The 19,030-nt window shown below is 39.8% G+C and carries 20 protein-coding genes and 1 riboswitch; of the genes, 15 read left to right on the top strand and 5 right to left on the bottom strand.

Features of this window, described 5'->3' with window-relative positions; genetic code table 11:
• The first annotated feature begins 260 nt into the window (after positions 1-260).
• Together MKY45_RS17450 and MKY45_RS17445 are read left to right on the top strand one after the other, a co-directional pair.
• On the top strand, positions 261-1,568 hold the full coding sequence (locus tag MKY45_RS17450) for a hemolysin family protein (protein WP_175297016.1): 1,308 nt from the start codon (positions 261-263) through the stop codon (positions 1,566-1,568).
• A 182-nt stretch (positions 1,569-1,750) separates the two neighbouring features.
• Complete coding sequence (locus MKY45_RS17445) at positions 1,751-2,557, top strand: VLRF1 family aeRF1-type release factor (protein WP_042530528.1); 807 nt, start codon at positions 1,751-1,753, stop codon at positions 2,555-2,557.
• A gap of 172 nt (positions 2,558-2,729) precedes the next feature.
• Here MKY45_RS17445 and MKY45_RS17440 read toward each other — a convergent pair whose 3' ends face one another.
• The 4 genes from MKY45_RS17440 to MKY45_RS17425 all read right to left on the bottom strand — a co-directional run bounded on the left by MKY45_RS17440 (position 2,730) and on the right by MKY45_RS17425 (position 5,393).
• A complete protein-coding gene (locus tag MKY45_RS17440; protein WP_193063565.1) occupies positions 2,730-3,194 on the bottom strand; it encodes an SH3 domain-containing protein in 465 nt (154 codons plus the stop codon).
• A 175-nt stretch (positions 3,195-3,369) separates the two neighbouring features.
• Positions 3,370-3,783 (bottom strand): Fur family transcriptional regulator, encoded by a 414-nt coding sequence (locus MKY45_RS17435; RefSeq protein ID WP_042530531.1) that lies wholly within the window; start codon positions 3,781-3,783, stop codon positions 3,370-3,372.
• A gap of 15 nt (positions 3,784-3,798) precedes the next feature.
• Entirely contained in the window at positions 3,799-4,623 is an 825-nt protein-coding gene (locus MKY45_RS17430) for a metal ABC transporter permease (RefSeq protein WP_193063567.1), read from the bottom strand.
• A 20-nt stretch (positions 4,624-4,643) separates the two neighbouring features.
• On the bottom strand, positions 4,644-5,393 hold the full coding sequence (locus MKY45_RS17425; RefSeq protein WP_042530535.1) for a metal ABC transporter ATP-binding protein: 750 nt from the start codon (positions 5,391-5,393) through the stop codon (positions 4,644-4,646).
• A 469-nt stretch (positions 5,394-5,862) separates the two neighbouring features.
• Between MKY45_RS17425 and MKY45_RS17420 the strand changes: the two genes are divergently transcribed.
• The 3 genes from MKY45_RS17420 to MKY45_RS17410 are packed head-to-tail and all read left to right on the top strand — an operon-like array spanning position 5,863 to position 11,266.
• Positions 5,863-8,256, top strand: coding sequence for a 3-hydroxyacyl-CoA dehydrogenase/enoyl-CoA hydratase family protein (locus MKY45_RS17420; RefSeq protein ID WP_193063569.1), 2,394 nt, complete (start codon positions 5,863-5,865; stop codon positions 8,254-8,256).
• Positions 8,257-8,281: 25 nt separating this feature from the next.
• Positions 8,282-9,457: an acetyl-CoA C-acetyltransferase gene (locus MKY45_RS17415; protein WP_193063571.1), complete on the top strand. Its 1,176-nt coding sequence runs from the start codon at positions 8,282-8,284 to the stop codon at positions 9,455-9,457.
• A gap of 24 nt (positions 9,458-9,481) precedes the next feature.
• On the top strand, positions 9,482-11,266 hold the full coding sequence (locus MKY45_RS17410) for an acyl-CoA dehydrogenase family protein (RefSeq protein WP_341173151.1): 1,785 nt from the start codon (positions 9,482-9,484) through the stop codon (positions 11,264-11,266).
• 59 nt (positions 11,267-11,325) lie between these two features.
• Here MKY45_RS17410 and MKY45_RS17405 read toward each other — a convergent pair whose 3' ends face one another.
• Positions 11,326-12,126 (bottom strand): ion transporter, encoded by an 801-nt coding sequence (locus tag MKY45_RS17405; protein ID WP_193063574.1) that lies wholly within the window; start codon positions 12,124-12,126, stop codon positions 11,326-11,328.
• 225 nt (positions 12,127-12,351) lie between these two features.
• Between MKY45_RS17405 and MKY45_RS17400 the strand changes: the two genes are divergently transcribed.
• The 10 genes from MKY45_RS17400 (at position 12,352) to sufC (ending at position 19,016) form a co-directional block, all read left to right on the top strand.
• The gene (locus tag MKY45_RS17400; protein ID WP_042530544.1) at positions 12,352-12,825 is read left to right on the top strand and encodes a DinB family protein; all 474 of its coding nucleotides are present in this window, start codon (positions 12,352-12,354) and stop codon (positions 12,823-12,825) included.
• Positions 12,826-12,844: 19 nt separating this feature from the next.
• Positions 12,845-13,201 (top strand): arsenate reductase family protein, encoded by a 357-nt coding sequence (locus MKY45_RS17395; RefSeq protein ID WP_193063575.1) that lies wholly within the window; start codon positions 12,845-12,847, stop codon positions 13,199-13,201.
• Positions 13,202-13,267: 66 nt separating this feature from the next.
• Positions 13,268-13,648 (top strand): glycine cleavage system protein GcvH, encoded by a 381-nt coding sequence (gene gcvH / locus MKY45_RS17390; RefSeq protein ID WP_042530549.1) that lies wholly within the window; start codon positions 13,268-13,270, stop codon positions 13,646-13,648.
• A gap of 214 nt (positions 13,649-13,862) precedes the next feature.
• A complete protein-coding gene (locus MKY45_RS17385) occupies positions 13,863-14,228 on the top strand; it encodes a toprim domain-containing protein (RefSeq protein WP_042530551.1) in 366 nt (121 codons plus the stop codon).
• A gap of 144 nt (positions 14,229-14,372) precedes the next feature.
• Positions 14,373-14,693, top strand: a complete 321-nt coding sequence (locus MKY45_RS17380; protein WP_374705738.1) for a thioredoxin family protein — start codon at positions 14,373-14,375, stop codon at positions 14,691-14,693.
• 140 nt (positions 14,694-14,833) lie between these two features.
• Positions 14,834-14,933: riboswitch (SAM riboswitch) on the top strand.
• Between the two features lie 128 nt (positions 14,934-15,061).
• A complete protein-coding gene (locus tag MKY45_RS17375) occupies positions 15,062-16,084 on the top strand; it encodes a methionine ABC transporter ATP-binding protein (protein ID WP_193063577.1) in 1,023 nt (340 codons plus the stop codon).
• Positions 16,077-16,745: a methionine ABC transporter permease gene (locus MKY45_RS17370; protein WP_042530557.1), complete on the top strand. Its 669-nt coding sequence runs from the start codon at positions 16,077-16,079 to the stop codon at positions 16,743-16,745. The genes MKY45_RS17375 and MKY45_RS17370 overlap by 8 nt, the downstream gene beginning before the upstream one ends.
• Positions 16,746-16,807: 62 nt before the next feature.
• The gene (locus MKY45_RS17365; RefSeq protein WP_341173150.1) at positions 16,808-17,665 is read left to right on the top strand and encodes a MetQ/NlpA family ABC transporter substrate-binding protein; all 858 of its coding nucleotides are present in this window, start codon (positions 16,808-16,810) and stop codon (positions 17,663-17,665) included.
• Positions 17,666-17,862: 197 nt separating this feature from the next.
• Complete coding sequence (locus MKY45_RS17360) at positions 17,863-18,015, top strand: hypothetical protein (RefSeq protein ID WP_175297017.1); 153 nt, start codon at positions 17,863-17,865, stop codon at positions 18,013-18,015.
• 212 nt (positions 18,016-18,227) lie between these two features.
• Positions 18,228-19,016 carry a Fe-S cluster assembly ATPase SufC gene (sufC, locus tag MKY45_RS17355; protein WP_042530560.1) on the top strand — a complete coding sequence of 263 codons (789 nt, stop codon included), beginning with the start codon at positions 18,228-18,230 and terminating at the stop codon, positions 19,014-19,016.
• Positions 19,017-19,030 lie beyond the last annotated feature (14 nt).

The raw sequence follows: 19,030 nt of genomic DNA, 5'->3' as shown, positions 1-19,030 counted from the left end.
GCCTAATCATTTGGATTATCTGCGTGCAGAAAAGATAATAAGAGGATGTTCAAAAAGTTTTTATCCAATGGAATTGCGGAAGGAGTAAATTAATTTTCAGTGAGACGAATAATTGCAATCGCCGTCCTGTATTAAGAAGCTTCTTGATTTTCAAACACAATTGGATACTTTTGAACATGAACTTATAATAATTTTTAAAATTTCAGGAGGTGAAATCCTTGTGTAATGTTACACAAGGATCTTAATTGGACATATCGACCATGATTAATTTATTTGCGGTTGCTATTTTAATCGCATTAACTGCTTTTTTTGTTATGTCAGAATTTGCTATAGTAAAAATTCGAAGTACTCAGCTGGAGCCTCATATTGCAGCGGGAAGAGGTTCAGCTGCTTCAGCTAAGAAAGTCATTACCCATCTTGATGAGTATTTATCTGCCTGTCAATTGGGGATTACAATTACAGCACTTGGAATTGGGCGCTTAGCCGAACCGACATTTGAGAGAATGTTACATCCCCTTTTGGAGGAATTTAATCTTGGAGCAGGTCTTGTTACAACCCTTTCCATTTTTATTTCCTTCCTGATTGCAACGTTCTTGCACGTGGTTGTCGGGGAGCTTGCGCCGAAAACATTAGCAATTCAAAAAGCAGAACAGGTCACATTGGCTGTAGCCAGACCGCTGACCTGGTTCTATCGCCTGTTGTTTCCGTTTATCTGGTTATTAAATGGATCCGCACGATTATTAACCAAAGCAGTTGGCTTACAGCCAATGAGCGGGCATGAGGAAACACATACAGAAGAGGAGCTGCGTTTAATTCTGGCTGACAGCTATAAAAGTGGTGAAATCAATCAATCTGAAATGATGTATGTAAACAATATATTTGAATTTGATGAACGGGTAGCCAGAGAAATTATGACACCGAGAACAGAAATGATTTATTTCTCGACAGAAGCCAGTTTTGAAGAAAACTTAGAAACGATTCATCAAGGCCAGTTTACCCGGTACCCGGTTGCTGATCAGGATAAGGACAATATTATCGGTCTGGTAAATTTAAAAGAAGTGTTTACTGGAAAGCTGAGCAAGGATGAACCTGCGACGATTGAAGATTATATTCGGCCAATTATTCATGTATCCGAAGCTACCCCAATTCGTCATCTCCTTTTAAAAATGCAAAAGGAGCGCATCCATATGGCGATTGTCAATGATGAATATGGCGGTACGGCCGGGTTAGTAACGGTTGAGGATATACTGGAAGAAATCGTTGGCGATATCCGGGATGAATTTGATGAAGACGAAGTACCTGATTTTGAAACGATTGATGATACTACTTATTTAGTAGCAGGCCGTGTCAGCTTGGATGATATCAATCAAAAGCTGGGTATTACTTTGGAAGATGATGAAGTGGACACCATCGGCGGCTGGTTCTTCACCCATAACCTTGAAGCGGATGTAGGAACGGTGATGGAGGTTGAGGGGTATGAATTTACTCTGATTGAAAAAGACGGGTATCAGATTAAAAGAGTGAGAATCACTAAAACCTTATCAGAAGAAGAAATGGAACAAGATTAGAACGTAAATAAAAAAAGTTGAAACAATAAAGTTTGATGGTGAAGAAGGAAAGAGTGATGAAGCTCTTTCCTTTTTTATAGCTTAAAATAACTCTATCATATCCTTTATTCAGATATTAAAGTTTAAACTCCTTTTATTTTGGTTACACACTAAATAGATACTGATTTTCGAGGAGGCTTATCATGAAGGATATTCAAGATATTGTGAAAGAGTTAGAGAATGTGAGAGGAACAGGAGCAAATAAGATATTTACCATGTACCTAAATACAGATTTAAGCGACCCGGATCAGCAAAGCGGGGAGTGGAAGATTCATCTGAAAAATGGTTTGAATAATTTTGAGCATTATTTAAAAGAAGCAGATGATCAGGAAGAACTCAAAAATTTTAGGCAAATAAAACAGCGTGTGAAAGATTTTATGGGAGAAATAGAAAGAGATCTCATGCGCGGAGTTATCATTATTGCTTCAGCTGACGGCGAGGTCTGGTTTGCTGAGCGTGTACAAATGCATCTGCAAAATGAATTTGAGTGGCAGGAGACACCTGTATTAGATCAATTAAAGACACTGTCTGAAAAGTATCCGAAAACAGGAATTATTCTAGTGCAGCAAAATCAGGTCAAACTGATGGACACCAATCTAAATCAGGTAAAGGATACAGCAGAATATGAACTGGATGTGGAGGAGGATACATGGAAGATGAAACAAGGCCCTCGTCATGGCAGAGCGAAGCAGGGACTTGGAGCAAGCAGTGTACAAAAAGATCTATTCAATGACCGCTATGAAGCGAACCAATATCGATGGTATAAAAGTATTGCGCCTAAACTGGATAAGCAGGCAAAAGACAGAGAATGGAAACGTATTTTCATTGTCGGCGAGGCACCTGCTTCCAAAACACTGGAAACAGAAATGAATAAAGAGGTAGAAGAGGTCATCTTAAAGAATATGCTGGATCACGAGGAGAGTAAGGTTTTAGATACTGTACTCGATTAAATAGATAATGATGCAAAATCTCTTAAACTATCTTCTCTATAAATAAAAAAACGAACTTAAATCTCTATCCATTCCATAAATGAAAAGGAGATTTAAGTTCGTTTTTTTTATGAGGATAGGAAGCTTAGATAATCCATTTAATAATTTCAGTCAAGAGAAAAAATCTTTTTAATCACTCAACAGCTTCCAGGTATCCGGCATTTGCATAGCCAGTGACGTCTTGATAAGAAATCTCAACCCATTCATACTCGTCTTCTTCACCGATAAGCTGGACAATATCCCCGTTAACCAGCGTTTCTACAACCTCACTGTCTGCGTTGGGGCTGCTTCGGATATTTAATACCTCTGCAGTAACCTCATACTCCTCTTCATTGGAGTCGCCAGTGTCCGCATCCGTTTCTTCAGATTCCTCCTCCGATTCAGAATCCCCCGATTCCTCATCTGTATCTGCATCCTCATCTGCTGCATCTGCTTTTTCCGTTTCTTCATCATTTTCCAATTCGTTTACTTCAGATGCTTCATTTTGAAAGTCGAAATCTGGATCGTTAAATTGTCTTTGCATCACTAAAACAAATACAATAAAGATAATTCCTGCGATGAATAATAACAATAATCGAAATTTACTACTTTTACGCATACTACTCTGCTCCTAATATAATTGTTCTAAAAGTAGTATACATAACTTTTCGACATAAAGAAATAGAATTTCCAAAAAAATGTGTAAATCATGAGAAAAACTGCGGGTTTGCTCGTACAATAGCGAATCCGCAGTTTTTTTTCTGATGTTTTATTCTTATATTAATTGAAACATGTTAAGCGTGAAGGCATTCCGGGCATTTGCCATAAATCTCAAATTTATGATCTTCAATTTCATAATTTGACAGCTCCGCAGAAGCAGAATCCATTGGACATACTTCAATTTCTTTTGTTTTACCGCAATCCTTGCAGATAAAATGGTGATGATGATGATGGCTGCAGCTTAGGCGGAAATGCTTTTCACCTTCTAAATCTGTTTTTTCTAATATCCCTAAATCATAATATAGGTGCAGGTTCCGATAAATGGTATCGAAGCTGATTGTCCCATATTTTTTTTCGAGATGGACAATTAAATCCTTAGCAGGACGATATCCATCCTCGGATGCAAAAAATTCTAAGATATCCTTCCGTTTTCCGGTAGTTTTATATCCTTTTTCTTTTAAAACAGTGATGGCATCTTGAAGATTCATCGAAAAAACCTCCGTTTACTTTCGTAGTTTTTTCATTCCTATAGCAATTAATAATAAAATTAACGACGTCATGACAATTGTTCCGCCAGGTGGAATATCTAAATAATAGCCTGAAATAATTCCAAATATCACGGCAATTTCACCAAAGAGAATTGACAGGAATATCATTTGTTTAAATCCTTTAGCGATTCGCATGCTTGCTGCAACAGGGAGTGTCATCAAAGCGGAAACCAGCAGCACGCCGACGATACGAATGGAAGCAGCAATGACAAGCGCTGTTAATACAATAAACAGCATATTGATCCATTTGACATGCAGTCCGGCAATCGTTGCTTGCTCTTCATCAAAGGACATGGTAAATAGTTCTTTAAAGAAAAGCCAGATAATGACAAGTACAAAGGCGGCGACTCCAGAAATGACGTAAAAATCATTAACCGTTACGGCAGATACAGATCCGAATAGATAGTTGAATAAATCCGTATTAAACCCGTCTGCAACGGAAATGAAGATAACACTCAAGCCGACGCCGGCCGACAAAATGATAGGAATGGAAATTTCCTGATACGCTTTATACACGGTACGCAGCTTTTCAATAAAGATAGAGCCGAGTACGGAAAAAAACATGCCGCTGTATATCGGTGAGATAATCCAGCCGTATACCTTCTCAGTCATCAGCCCAAATGAAATTCCGGCTAAAGTAACGTGCGATAAAGCATCTGCTATTAATGATTGTCTTCTGACAACAATAAAAGTTCCTAGTAATGGTGCGATGATACCGATTAAGATACCTGTGAGAAACGTATATCTTAAAAAGGGGTAAGTTAAAAAATCCAAAAGCATTGTCTTTCCTCCAACGATAATTAATGCGTAACCAGGCTGACTGGATGACCATATATTTGAGAAAAGTCTGCTTCTGTAAGTGATGCATATTCATCCGGATTTCCGTGAAAATGCAGTGTTTTATTTAAACAAACAATATCTGTCGCATATTGGGTCATTGTGCCTGTATCATGTGTTACCAGCAGTAATGTTTTCTTGAATTCTGTATTAAGCTTATAAAGCAGCTCATAAAAAATTTTTACATTTTCATAGTCGATTCCTACAGTAGGTTCGTCCAAAATAATCAGCTCAGGGTCGCTGACCAGAGCGCGTGCGATAAAGATGCGCTGCTGCTGACCACCTGACAGATTCCCGATGTTCTGTTTGGTATACTCTGTCATACCAACCTGGGCAATTGCTCCATGAATTTTTTGCTTATCTTTTTTGGTTAAGAATTTTAAATAACCAAGCTGTGCAGTAAGCCCGGAAGCAACTACTTCATATACGGTTGCAGGAAATCCTTTATTAAATGCATTTGCTTTTTGCGAGACAAAGCCGATTCGATCTCTATTTTTAAGCTTTTGAATCGATTGTCCGAAAACCATTATTTCTCCCGTTTCCGGTCTTTCCAGGCCGAGAATGAGCCGGATCAATGTTGTTTTTCCGCCGCCATTCGGTCCGACTAATCCCATGAAAGCTCCTTGAGGGATTTCAAAGTTTATATTATCTAAGACTTTACGAGATTCATAATGGAAGTTAATATTTGACATAGACACAACTGGTGTTGTCATCGTATTCCCCCATTCATTTTAAAATAATAATGGAACGTACTTTCAAGTTCGTACTCTACCTATGATATCGTAAGGATTTCTGTTTGTAAATAGGAACGATTACGATTTTTAGAAACACCTGAATGAAAATGCATATTAATATAGAAGGAACACGTTATGTTTAGCTGCGATTATTACTGCTGGAATAGCAATGGAATTCTTTTCACGCTTATTTTGAATAACGGTTTTATATAAAAGCTGTATGAAAGGAAGAGCATGTCAGCAGTTTTCAGGAGTAGGCCTTATTTTGAAAAAGAAAATAATAAACTTTCACTTTGAAACCCCTTACAAAAAATTGCTAAATATATTGCCAAAAAATTAATAATCCGTTATAGTATAAGTAACGTGAGATATGCGATTTGCCAATATCTTTATTTTTTGGCTTAAAAATGAATGAGCATTCATTCAAGAGAGGCTGGAGGATTGTGAAATGACTTATTCGATTAAACATGCAGCAGTAATAGGTTCAGGTGTGATGGGTTCTGGAATTGCCGCTCATTTAGCAAATGCGGGAATATCTGTAACAATGTTTGACAGAGTACCAGATTCCTTGACAGACAAGGAAAAGAAGCAGGGCTTTACCTTAGAAGACAGGCAGGTCAGGAATCGGCTTGTGAGTGAGAGTAAAAAGAAATTATTAAAACAAAAGCCGTCACCGATTACATCAAAAAAAAGCTTAGATTTGATTCGGATTGCCAATTTGGAGGATGATTTGGCATTATTATCTGAAGCAGATTGGATCGTCGAGGTGATTGTTGAGAATTTAGAGGCGAAAAAAGAGCTGTTTAAAAAGGTGGATGCACATCGCAGGGAAGGTAGCCTGGTTACCTCTAATACATCCGGGATTTCTGTGGACGCCATGATTGCAGATTCCTCAGAAGATATGCAGGAGCATTTTTTAGGGACGCACTTTTTTAATCCGCCGCGATACTTAAAGCTGTTAGAAGTTATACCGACAGAAAAAACGAAGGCAGAAGTGCTTTCCTTCATGAAAACATTTGGAGAGGATGTATTAGGCAAGGGTGTTGTCGAAGCGAAGGATACGCCAAACTTTATTGCAAACCGGATTGGAACTTACGGACTGTTAGTAACTGTCCAGGAAATGGAGAAGCAGGGATTAAGTGTCGGTGAAGTAGATTCGGTTACCGGCCCGCTTATTGGCAGACCCAAAAGCGCTACGTTCCGGACGCTGGATGTCGTTGGAATTGATACCTTTTACCATGTTGCGAATAATGTTTACCACCATGTATCCGACCCGAAAGAGAAAGCCATTTTTACGGTTCCGGACTTTTTAAAGCAAATGATTGAAAAAGGATGGATTGGTGCGAAAAGCGGGAAGGGATTCTATGAAAAGAAGAGGGATAAAAGCATTGTAGAAATAAATCCAAGCACGCTGGAGTATCAGGAAAGAAAGAAGCTGAAAACAGCTGCTGTTGAATTAGCTAAGCAGGAAAAAGGATTAAACAGAAAAATGAAAGCGCTTATTAATCAAAAGGGAGATAAAGCTTCCGATTTTATTTGGTCTATTATCAAGCCGGTATTATTATATTCTGCTGATTTAGTCGGAGAGATTGCCGATGATGTCGTCTCCATTGATGATGCGATGAAATGGGGATTTGGCTGGGAGTCAGGACCATTTGAAATATGGGATGCAATTGGCGTAAGGGCTGCAGTGGAACGAATACAGGATGAAGAGACAGCGGTGCCAAGCTGGGTGCTGGATATGCTGGAGGAAGGGGACGAAACCTTCTATAAAAAAGAAAATGGAGCTATTTACTTCTTTCATGAAGATGCCTATAAACAAAAGGACGTCAATAAGAAAGAAATCTCCTTAGCGGCAATCAAGGAGCAAAAAGGTGTCATCAAGAAAAATACCGGCGCCAGTCTAATCGATATCGGGGATGATGTTGCTTTATTAGAATTTCATTCCAGAAGTAATGCGATCGGTCTTGATATTATCCAGATGGTCAATGAATCCATTGAGGAAGTAAATAAAAATTACAGAGGGCTGGTGATTGGAAACCAGGGCAAGAATTTCTGTGTTGGCGCCAATTTAGCAATGATGCTGATGGAGGCACAGGATGATAATATATTTGAATTAGATCTCGTTGTCCGTCAATTTCAAAACATGGCGATGAATATTAAATATGCTGATAAACCTGTGGTGGCTGCTCCATTTAATATGACATTAGGCGGAGGGGCAGAAGTATCCTTGCCGGCTGCTGCGATTCAGGCTTCTCCGGAAACATATATGGGGCTGGTTGAATTTGGTGTCGGTCTTATTCCTGGAGGGGGAGGAACGAAAGAGCTTTATTTAAAAGAGCTTCGTAATATCCCAGAAGGTGTAGATATTGATTTAACCAAGGTAGCGAATGATGTATTTGAAAAAGTAGCAACAGCAAAAGTTTCTACTTCTGCAAGAGAAGCAATGGAGAATGGCTATCTCAATAAAAATGACCGTATCAGCAGGAATCCGGATCATGTTCTCCATGATGCGAAAAAACGTGTATTAGCTTTAGCCGATGAGGGATATGAGAAACCTGCGCGTGAGAAAATTCCAGTTGTCGGAGAGGCGGGCTATGCAGCCATGGTCATGGGAGCTAAATCGCTGCATTACAGCGGCTATGCTTCGGAGCATGATTTAAAAATTGCTGAAAAACTGGCCTATGTCTTATCTGGCGGAAGAATAAAAGAAGGTACGGAGATTGATGAACAGGTCATGCTGGATTTAGAAAGAGAGGCCTTCTTAAGTCTTATTGCCGAACCGCTGACTCAGCAGAGGATGCAGCATATGCTTGTGAAAGGAAAGCCATTACGGAATTAAAGAAAGTTCAAAGGAGGATACATCCGTGAAAGAAGCAGTGATTGTAGCTGGTGCAAGAACACCAGTAGGAAAAGCAAATAAAGGTTCATTGCGGAATGTCAGACCAGATGATTTGGCAGCGCTTACGGTGAAAGAAACGTTAAAACGAGCTGGCGATTATCAGGGTTCGATCGATGATGTGATTATTGGCTGTGCGATGCCGGAAGCAGAGCAGGGAATGAATATGGCCCGGAATATTGCCGGACTTGCCGGATTAAGCCAGGATGTACCGGGCATCACAGTAAATCGTTACTGTGCTTCCGGATTACAGACGATTGCTTACGGTGCGGAACGAATTATGGTTGGCGCTGCAGATACGATTATCGCTGGCGGGGCTGAATCGATGTCGATGATCCCAATGGGCGGACATGTGATTAAGCCTAATCCGGCCTTGGTGGAACATGCACCAGAATATTATATGAACATGGGGCATACTGCCGAAGAAGTAGCCAACCGTTTCGAGATTTCAAGAAGCGATCAGGATGCTTTTGCAGTACAGAGTCATGCACGTGCTGCTAAAGCCATAGAGGACGGTTTATTTCAAGAGGAGATCGTTCCAGTAGAGGTGAAGGAGCGCTATGTCGGGAAGAACAATAAGATTGAAGAGAAATCATTTTCCTTTGAAATGGATGAGGGCGTCCGGGCAGGAACGAATGCAGAGACACTCCGTTCCCTGCGTCCAGCCTTCCATATAAAAGGCAGTGTCACGGCCGGGAATGCTTCTCAAATGAGTGACGGAGCAGCCTCTGTTTTATTGATGGATAAAGAGAAAGCAGAAGCGGAAGGACTCACACCGATTTTAAAATTCCGCTCCTTTGCAGTAGCTGGCGTAGCACCGGAAATCATGGGAGTCGGACCGGTGGAGGCGATTCCGAAAGCAGTGAAAATGGCAGGGTTGGAATTATCGGATATCGGTTTATTTGAATTAAATGAAGCTTTTGCTTCCCAGGCACTTCGAGTTATCCGGGCGTTAGATCTAGATACGGCTAAAGTGAATGTAAATGGCGGTGCCATTGCATTAGGGCATCCGCTGGGCTGTACAGGAACCAAGCTGACAGTCAGTTTAATGCATGAAATGAAGCGGAGAAACGAGCAATTCGGAATTGTAACGATGTGTATTGGCGGCGGGATGGGAGCAGCCGGTGTATTTGAACTTCTATAATCTATTTGAAAAGGGGAAATTGCGATGAGTGAAACAAAAGAAAGACTATTTAAAGGCGGCGGTTTTTTAGTAGAGGATATTGCGGCAGAAGACATTATCACACCGGAAGATTTTACCGATGAGCACAAGATGATTGCGAAAACAACGGAGGATTTTGTATTAGGAGAGGTCGTTCCTAAAATCGATAATCTGGAAAATCAAGAATTTGAGCATTCCGTGGATTTGCTGAAAAAAGCCGGGGAATTAGGCTTATTAGGTGCTGATGTTCCGGAGGCATATGGAGGACTCGCATTAGATAAAATCAGTTCTTCCTTGATTGCAGAGAAGTTCTCCCGCGCCGGCGGTTTCTCTATTACGCATGGCGCACATGTCGGAATCGGCTCGCTGCCAATCGTCTTCTTTGGGAACGATGCACAGAAGGAAAAATATCTTCCTAAATTAGCCACAGGTGAGTTAATTGCTGCGTATGCACTGACTGAGCCAAGTTCAGGTTCTGATGCGCTTGGTGCAAAAGCAACAGCCAAACTAAATGATGCCGGCACGCATTATATTTTAAATGGCGAGAAGCAGTGGATTACCAACTCTGCTTTTGCAGATGTCTTTATCGTCTACGCTAAAATTGACGGCGAGCATTTCAGCGCCTTTATTGTGGAAAGAGAATATCCGGGTGTATCTACAGGGCCGGAAGAAAAGAAAATGGGAATCAAGAGCTCTTCTACAAGAACACTGGTCTTAGAGGATGCCGAGGTTCCAGTAGAAAATCTGCTTGGTGAAAAAGGCCGCGGACACGTGATTGCTTTTAATATTTTGAATGTCGGCCGCTATAAATTGGCTGTCGGCGGTATCGGAGCATCGAAGCGTACTCTGGAATTAGCTGTAAAATATGCAAGTGAGCGCAAGCAGTTCCAAACACCGATTTCAAGCTTTTCGCTGACTCAGGAAAAATTAGCAACGATTGCTTCCAAACTGTATGCCAATGAAAGTGCCGTTTACCGGATTGTCGGATTATTTGAACAGCGGATGGGCGCATTATCTGAAGAGCAGCTGCAGGATGGACGTGAGGTTGCCAGGGCAATCGCGGAGTATCAAATTGAATGCTCGATGGCAAAATACATGGTTTCTGAATTGTTGGATTATGCAGTGGACGAAGCCGTTCAGCTCCATGGCGGATACGGATTTATGCAGGAATACGAAGTAGAAAGAATTTATCGCGATTCCCGTATTAACCGTATTTTTGAAGGAACGAATGAAATCAATCGCCTGCTTGTGCCGGGAACATTGCTGAAAAAAGCAATGAAAGGTGAGCTGCCATTATTGGAAAAGGCACAGGGACTGCAGGAAGAATTAATGATGATGATGCCGGAGGAAGTCGGCACAGAAGCCTTAGAGCAGGAAAAATATTTATTGAGGAACGCGAAAAAGCTCATCTTGCTCGGAGCTGGATTGGCAGCACAGAAATACGGCAAAAAATTAGACCGGGAGCAGGAAATCCTTGTTAAATTAGCAGACATGACAGCAGAGGTATTTAATATGGAATCTGCTATCCTTCGTACGGAAAAAGCCATTTCCAATGCCGGTTCAGAAAAAGCACAGCTGAAATTACTATATACGGAAGTGTATGTACAGGAAGCATTTAACAGAATGGAAGCAGCAGCAAAAGAAATTCTGATTACTGCGGAAGAAGGGGATTCACTGCGCGTCATGCTATCTTCTTTACGTAAGCTGACAAGGCATACACCAATCAATGTAGTTAAGAAGAAACGTGACATTGCTGCGAAGATTATTGAGGAAGAAAAATATATTGTTTAACTAACACAAAGGAGCTGTCGCAAAATGCATAGGATGCATTTGATGACAGCTCCCGTGTTCTAATCCCTCGTGGATTTTTCTTTTAATAAAGCTTTAATTTCTTTCAGCTCTTTTTCCATTTCTTCCAACTTTAAATCAGTTGGCGATGGTGTCTCTTCCCGGCTTGCTTCTTCCACATTATTGACAACAACCCCGACAAATAAATTAATAATAACGAATGCGCCAATTAAAATAAAGGTTACAAAATACCACCAGGAGGAAGGATCTTGTTCTAAAATAGGGTACATCACACCACTTGCCCATGACTCTAATGTAATTACCTGAAATAAGGTGAGCAGGGTTCGATGCAAAGAACCGAAGTATTCAGGAGAAATGGATGCAAAAAGAGTGGTACCAATAACGGCATAGACATAGAAGAACAGCCCTAAAAGAATCATGATTGTTCCCATCGAAGGTATCGTCAGCAGTAACGCATTAACCATTTTTCTTAAGGACGGAATAATCGATATCGCTCTTAATACACGAAGAACTCTCAGGATACGTAATACCATGATGTAACTTGAGCCGAGGAATACGAAACTGGCCGATATAATGATGAAATCGAACACATTCCACGGGCTCTTAAAAAAAGCTGTAAGAGAAGAGCTTCCTATTAATCTAATAATAATTTCAATTGTAAATACAGCTAATAATAAAGTATCCAGCCAATAAATGATAGAAGGGAATTGATTGGAAATAGCAGGGTACGTTTCAAAGCCTACAATAATAGCATTAAAGATAATTAATCCGATAATCGTGTTCGTAAATATTTTGTTTTCTGCAATCGCAGCACATTTTGCTTGAAAAGAATTTTTTATCATAATAAATATCCTCTCTCTATTAAGTGTTCATCCGATATGTAAAATAATTTGAATTACAATTTAAAAGACCTCTTTTTTCCACAACTATTATTGTACGAATACTTTTTTATTTTGTCACTTCTGATTACATTTACGGCCAGCAGATATGGATTCAATATATTGGATTAAAGCAGAAGTTTCGTGGTACGCTAATAAAAAAGAAACATTATCTTAGGAGGGACTAGCATGTATCGAAATTTAAATGATTTTTTAACAGAATGGTCACAGTCTGCTGATGGTACAAAATCTGTATTAAAAGCTTTAGAGGATGACAAATTAAATCAGTCAATAGTAGAAGGACATAACAGCCTTGGCTGGCTGGGCTGGCATTTGGTGAATAGTCCTGTTTTCTTTATGAGCCTGGTCGGAATTGATTTAGACTCTTCTTATGATCCAGACGCCGTTCCAACAAAAGCAAGTGACATACTGGAAGCATATGAGGATATCTCAACTAGCGTTGCAGAGAAAGCAAAAGAGCAGCTGACGGATGAAGCATTAGTAAATGAAGTAGGTGATTTCGGCGGACCTGCTCCGAAAGGAAGTATTTTACGTATGCTGGTCAGTCATCAAATCCATCATCGCGGTCAGATGACTGTGCTGCTTAGACAGGCTGGCCTAGAGGTGCCCGGCGTTATGGGACCAACGAAAGAGGATCAATAGAAGAAGCGGAGGAAGAATAATGACATTATCTTTTTATTGGTATTCGAAATGCGGCACCTGTCGAAATGCAAAAAAATGGCTGGATGCAAACCAAATTGATTATAAGGCGATTCCGATTGCTGAAGAGCCTCCAAGTGCGAATGAACTGCTGTCTTGGATGGAAACAAGCGACCTGCCGCCTAAAAAATTCTTTAATACCAGCGGTAAAAAATATCGGGAATTAAATTTGAAAGAAAGAATAAATGATTTATCGCCGCAGGAAATGGCGGAGATTTTAGCTTCTGATGGTATGCTCATCAAAAGACCGGTCTTAACCGACGGCAAGAAAGTAACTGTCGGATTTAAAGAAGAAACCTATGAATCTGTCTGGAAATAGTGCTAGAAATGTAACTGACTTCCATGTATAGTTGAAGAGAATAAAGTTTTGTTGGAGGGATACGAAATGAGCTTGCCAAATGATTATTTATATTCAAAAGAACATGAATGGGTAAAAAAAGAAGATGGAAAAGTTCGTATAGGAATTACAGACTTTGCACAGGATGAGCTTGGCGATATTGTTTTCGTAGAATTACCGGAAGTCGGCGATTCTTTAGAGCTGGAAGAGCCATTTGGAAGTGTGGAATCTGTTAAAACGGTATCCGAGCTGTATGCTCCAGTCAGCGGAAAAGTGGTAGAAGTAAATGAAGAACTGGAAGACAGCCCAGAGCTTGTGAATGAATCACCGCATGAAAAAGCATGGATGATTGTTATTGAACTTGAGAATGAAGCAGATTTAGAGGAATTATTAGATTCGAAAGCATACCAGGAATTTATCGAAGGATAATAAAATTACATTACACCTATTTTAGAGAAAGAGAAAATACAGGCGCTGCTCCTGAATTTTCAAAAAAGGCTCTAAAAATAGGTGAAAAAGAGCTGACTTTTCCACATTCGTGTATAGTTAGCTCTTTTCTTTTCATATAATATAGAAAAAGCATAGGATAGGATTAGGTTAAAAAAGATGTTTACCTAATCACTTCGATAAGGAGTGCAAAACGATGATGGAAGATGATTACAACAAAGTCATAATCGTTGAAGGGTTATCTGATAAAAAGCATCTAGAAAAAATTCTTGACGACAATACCATCACCATTGTTTGTACAAATGGAACCATCGGTGTAGAAAAATTTGAAGAGCTGTTGGAATATTATCATTTGGACGATACAGATGTATTTATTCTGGTGGACGAGGATGATTCGGGAATGAAACTCCGAAAACAGCTAGCCAGGGAACTGCCGCACGCAGAGCATATTTATGTAAGCAGTGAATTTCGTGAGGTTGCCGCCACCCCAAAAAGAATGTTGGCAAGTATTCTGGCAGGAAAACGCATTGGAATCAATCTCAATTACCTTGCAAAATGGTAACGTAAAACGTTAAAATAAGAATGGATTCTATTCGCCGAGGAAATAAATAAGGAAAGATGCGAAGTCGTTTTATACGCAATCAGTGTAATCCTTTCACTCAGCATATATTATTTTATGGGAAGAAAAAGATTGAGGGGAATGAACTTGAAACAGTTTAGTGGAGAAGAAAAGAATCATCAACGATTCATACTATATATTTATACACCATTTTGCGGGACATGTACGGTAGCCCGCGCTATGCTTGAAAAAATAGAAAGACTGCATAAAACTGATATATTTACGGAGATGAACGCGTCCATGCACCCTGATTTTATGCAGTCTCATCAAGTCGAAAGCGTGCCATGTCTTGCATTTATGGAAAACGGTAAAATGATTGAGAAAGTGTACACGTTTCAATCGACAGCAAATATTTATCAGTATTTGATGAAATACAAACCGGAATTATTCACAGCAATAAACAACTAAGTTTTTTCTGTACAAGAGGACGGTTCAATATACGAGAAGCAGCAGATTCCACAGAAACCTGAGTGAATGGCTAGGGATTGTGATTGACAAGGCACAAATGGCATGCTACTATAATGGCACTTCATTTAAAAATAGGCAAACTCTTATCAAGAGCGGTGGAGGGACTGGCCCATTGAAACCGCGGCAACCTTCAATCATTGAAAAGGTGCCAATTCCTGCAGGAAACTGTAAAGATAAGGGAGCAATGGACGATATTGTGTATAATAAAGCGTCTTTCTGTTCTCTTGCAGAAAGACGCTTTTTCAATGAAGAGAAAAGTAAATCGTACACAATAAAATAGGTTTGTACACATATAGGAGTGAAATAAAGTGATATCCATTGAAGGATTGAAGAAAATATTCTCTTTAGAAAAAAAAGATATTGTCGCTGTTGATAATTTAAATCTTAACGTAGCAGATGGAGATATCTATGGCGTCATCGGATACAGCGGGGCAGGGAAAAGTACTTTTGTCCGCTTGATTAACAGGCTGGAAGAACCGACGACAGGTACGATAAAAATCGGTGATCAGGTTATTACCTCCTTATCGAAAAAGGATTTGCGTATCGCCAGGCAGGATATTGGAATGATATTCCAGCATTTTAATCTGCTCTGGTCCCGGACAGTCGCTGAAAATATAGAATTTCCGCTTGAGATTTCCGGTGTGGAGAAAAGCGACCGGAAAAAGCGGGTGCTGGAATTGATTGAATTAGTAGGCTTGGCAGGAAAGGAAAATGCCTATCCGGCACAGTTAAGCGGCGGACAAAAGCAGCGGGTCGGAATTGCAAGAGCATTGGCGAATTCACCGAAAGTCCTGCTTTGTGATGAAGCGACCTCCGCACTTGATCCGGAAACAACGAATCAAATCCTGCGTTTATTGCAGGATATTAATGAAAAGCTGGGTCTAACCATTATTTTGATTACCCATGAAATGCATGTTATCCGCAAAATTTGTAATCGGGTTGCTGTGATGGAACAAGGGAAAGTGGTAGAAGAAGGAACGGTTCTCGATGTATTTACCAGACCAAAGCAGCCGGTAACGCAGAAGTTTGTTGAACAGCTGACTGGTCCGGATGAGGAAGAGGAAGACATGACAGAGTTGAAGGAAAGATATCAAGAGGGCGCGTTATTACGGATTCAGTTTTTAGGAGAAAGTGCAAATCAGACCGTAATCAGCCAGCTTGTGAAGAATTTTGATATCCATGTTAATATTTTGCAGGGGAAAATCACCCAGACACAGGTCGGGAGCTATGGGACATTGATTGTTCAGCTGATTGGAAATCAGCTGAAAGAGGCAATGCAGTACCTGGAGGAACAGGATGTTATTGAATTGGAGGTAATTCAGCATGCTTGAGGAATTATTTCCAAACGTTACGATAGAAGATTTAGTAGAAGCTTCTCAAGAAACACTTTACATGACCATTATAGCTTTAGTCGGCACAGCCATTATTGGCTTACTTTTAGGGCTGCTGTTATTTTTAACGTCGAAAGGGAACTTTTGGGAAAATCGATTGATTAATTTTGTTGTTGCAACATTTGTCAATGTATTTCGTGCTGTTCCGTTTATTATATTGATCCTGCTGTTATTTCCTTTCACCGATTTTGTAGTGGGGACACTGCGTGGACCTAATGCTGCTTTACCGGCTTTAATCCTCGGGTCTGCTCCATTCTATGCAAGATTAGTGGAGATTGCATTGAAGGAAGTAGATAAAGGGGTTGTAGAAGCTGCCAAAGCAATGGGAGCTAAAGCAAGTACGATTATTTTTAAGGTGCTGCTTCCAGAGTCCAAGCCTGCACTTGTATCGGGGCTGACGGTTACAGCGATTGCTTTAATCGGTTATACTGCGATGGCAGGAGCGATTGGAGCAGGCGGATTAGGAAACCATGCCTACTATTTCGGATTTCAGCGGAAAAGCTGGGATGTTGTATTTGTCAGCACAGTCATCATTGTGATTATCGTATTTATCTTCCAATTTATTGGGGATGCTATAACCAGAAAGATAGACAAGCGTTAAGAAAGGTGCTATTCAAGAATTTCTTGATTCACATAATAAAAAATAAAAAAGGGGCGTTCAACATGAAAAAGCTTTGGTTTTTAGCAGCTGTAAGTTTGATTTTATTCTTAGCAGCATGCGGAGGAAATGATGATTCTTCCAATAATGAAGAAGGTACAGGCAGTGAAGGGGACGAGCCGACTGAAATTACAGTTGGTGCTTCCAGTATCCCGCATGCTGAAATTTTAGAAGAAGCTGCACCATTATTAGAAGAAGAAGGAATTACATTAGAAATTGAACAGTATGAGGACTATGTTTTACCAAATGATGATTTAGATAATGGAACACTGGATGCGAATTTCTTCCAGCATCAGCCGTTTCTTGACCAAACGATAGAGGATGCCGGATATGAGATCGAATCTATTGGCGGGGTTCATGTAGAACCAATGGGAGTCTATTCTCAAGGTATTGAAAGTATTGATGATATTCCAGATGGAACAGAGGTAGTATTAAGTAACTCTGTATCAGATCAGGGGAGAATTTTATCTTTATTTGAAGCAAATGGATTAATTACATTAAATGAAGATGTGGATAAAGTTGCTGCAACAATAGACGATATTGAGGAAAATCCGAAAGATTTATCCTTCCACCCGGACGTTGCTCCTGAGATTACACCGGATATTTATAATAGTGAAGAAGATTCATTAGTGGTTATTAACACCAACTTTGCTATCGGAGCAGGATTAAATCCACTTGAAGATGCGCTTTTCATTGAAGGCGATGAATCAGATTATGTAAATGTTATAGCTGTACGTTCAGAAGACAAAGACAGCGAAGCATTAAATACATTAGTAGAGGTACTGCAATCTCAAGAAATACAGGATTTTATTACGGATAACTATGATGGTGCTGTAATTCCAACACCAACTGATGCAGAATAAAGAGCATTTCCGAAGAATACTAAGAATGTGAGAGTATATCCACCTATAGCGAAAGATTTTCATAAATTATCCGAAAATATAAGTTTAAATCGATTTTGAGCGGGAATCATACCTGTGTTAGCATATTGAATGTGTTAAACAAACCGAAAGGATGATTTATTATTACCACTGAAAATGGTTTAAGCTACACTTCGGAAATGGAAAAAGGAATTGGTCAATCAAGAGGTGTCAATTACGAGGAATATGACCGAAGCTTGAATAAAAAGTTAAAAGTGGAAAAAGAAAGAGAACAGGAATACCAGAAGGCGAAGAGACTTTCTACAGAAGCAGTTTCTGGTAATTTAAGATAAAAATAACAAAAGCTGATGTCACGGGGCATCAGCTTTTTAAATGGGAACAGATCATGAAAAAAGTGTCTAAAGAAGCATAGTTAAAAGCTTTTTAAAGACGAATGATAACAGTTGCGAATTAATTTGAAATGCTTTAAGATTGTAATGAGAATAAATTGAGAATGGATATCATATTCATTTCATTTAAAATACAGTTTTTGGAGGTATGATTTATGTCAGGCTCAGTATTAGAAGTTAAGAATCTTCACGTATCTATTGAAGATAAGGAGATATTAAAAGGGGTAGACCTAACCATTAAAGGTGGAGAATTCCATGCTGTCATGGGACCGAATGGTACAGGTAAATCCACATTGGCATCTGCCATTATGGGTCACCCTAAATATGAAATAACAGAAGGATCCATCACCCTCGACGGGGAAGATGTTTTAGAGATGGAAGTAGACGAACGTGCCCGTGCCGGTCTGTTTTTAGCAATGCAGTACCCAAGTGAAATCAGCGGTGTAACTACTTCTGACTTCTTACGTTCTGCGATTAATGCAAAACGCGAAGAAGGCGATGAAATTCCATTGATGAAATTCATCAAAAAATTGGATAAGGACTTAGATTACCTTGATATTGATCAAAATATGGCAACACGTTACCTTAATGAAGGTTTCTCCGGCGGGGAGAAAAAGCGTAACGAAATCCTGCAATTAATGCAGCTGGAGCCAAACATTGCTATCCTTGATGAAATTGATTCAGGGCTGGATATCGACGCATTAAAAGTAGTATCAAAAGGAATCAACCAAATGCGTTCGGATAATTTTGGCTGCTTGATTATTACTCACTATCAACGTCTATTAAACTATATTACACCTGATTTCGTACACGTAATGATGCAGGGACGCGTTGTGAAGTCTGGCGGACCAGAGTTAGCAAAACGTCTTGAAGCAGAAGGTTACGAGTGGATTAAAGAAGAATTAGGAATCGAAGACGAAGAAACTGCAGAACAAAACGCGTAATGTAAGGAGGGATA

Origin of the sequence: Oceanobacillus sp. FSL K6-0251 (genome assembly GCF_038004725.1) — a bacterium.
In the GTDB taxonomy this organism is placed as follows: domain Bacteria; phylum Bacillota; class Bacilli; order Bacillales; family Amphibacillaceae; genus Oceanobacillus; species Oceanobacillus oncorhynchi.
Note: the sequence above shows the minus strand (reverse complement) of the source record. Positions and strands in the feature narration are given on the sequence as shown.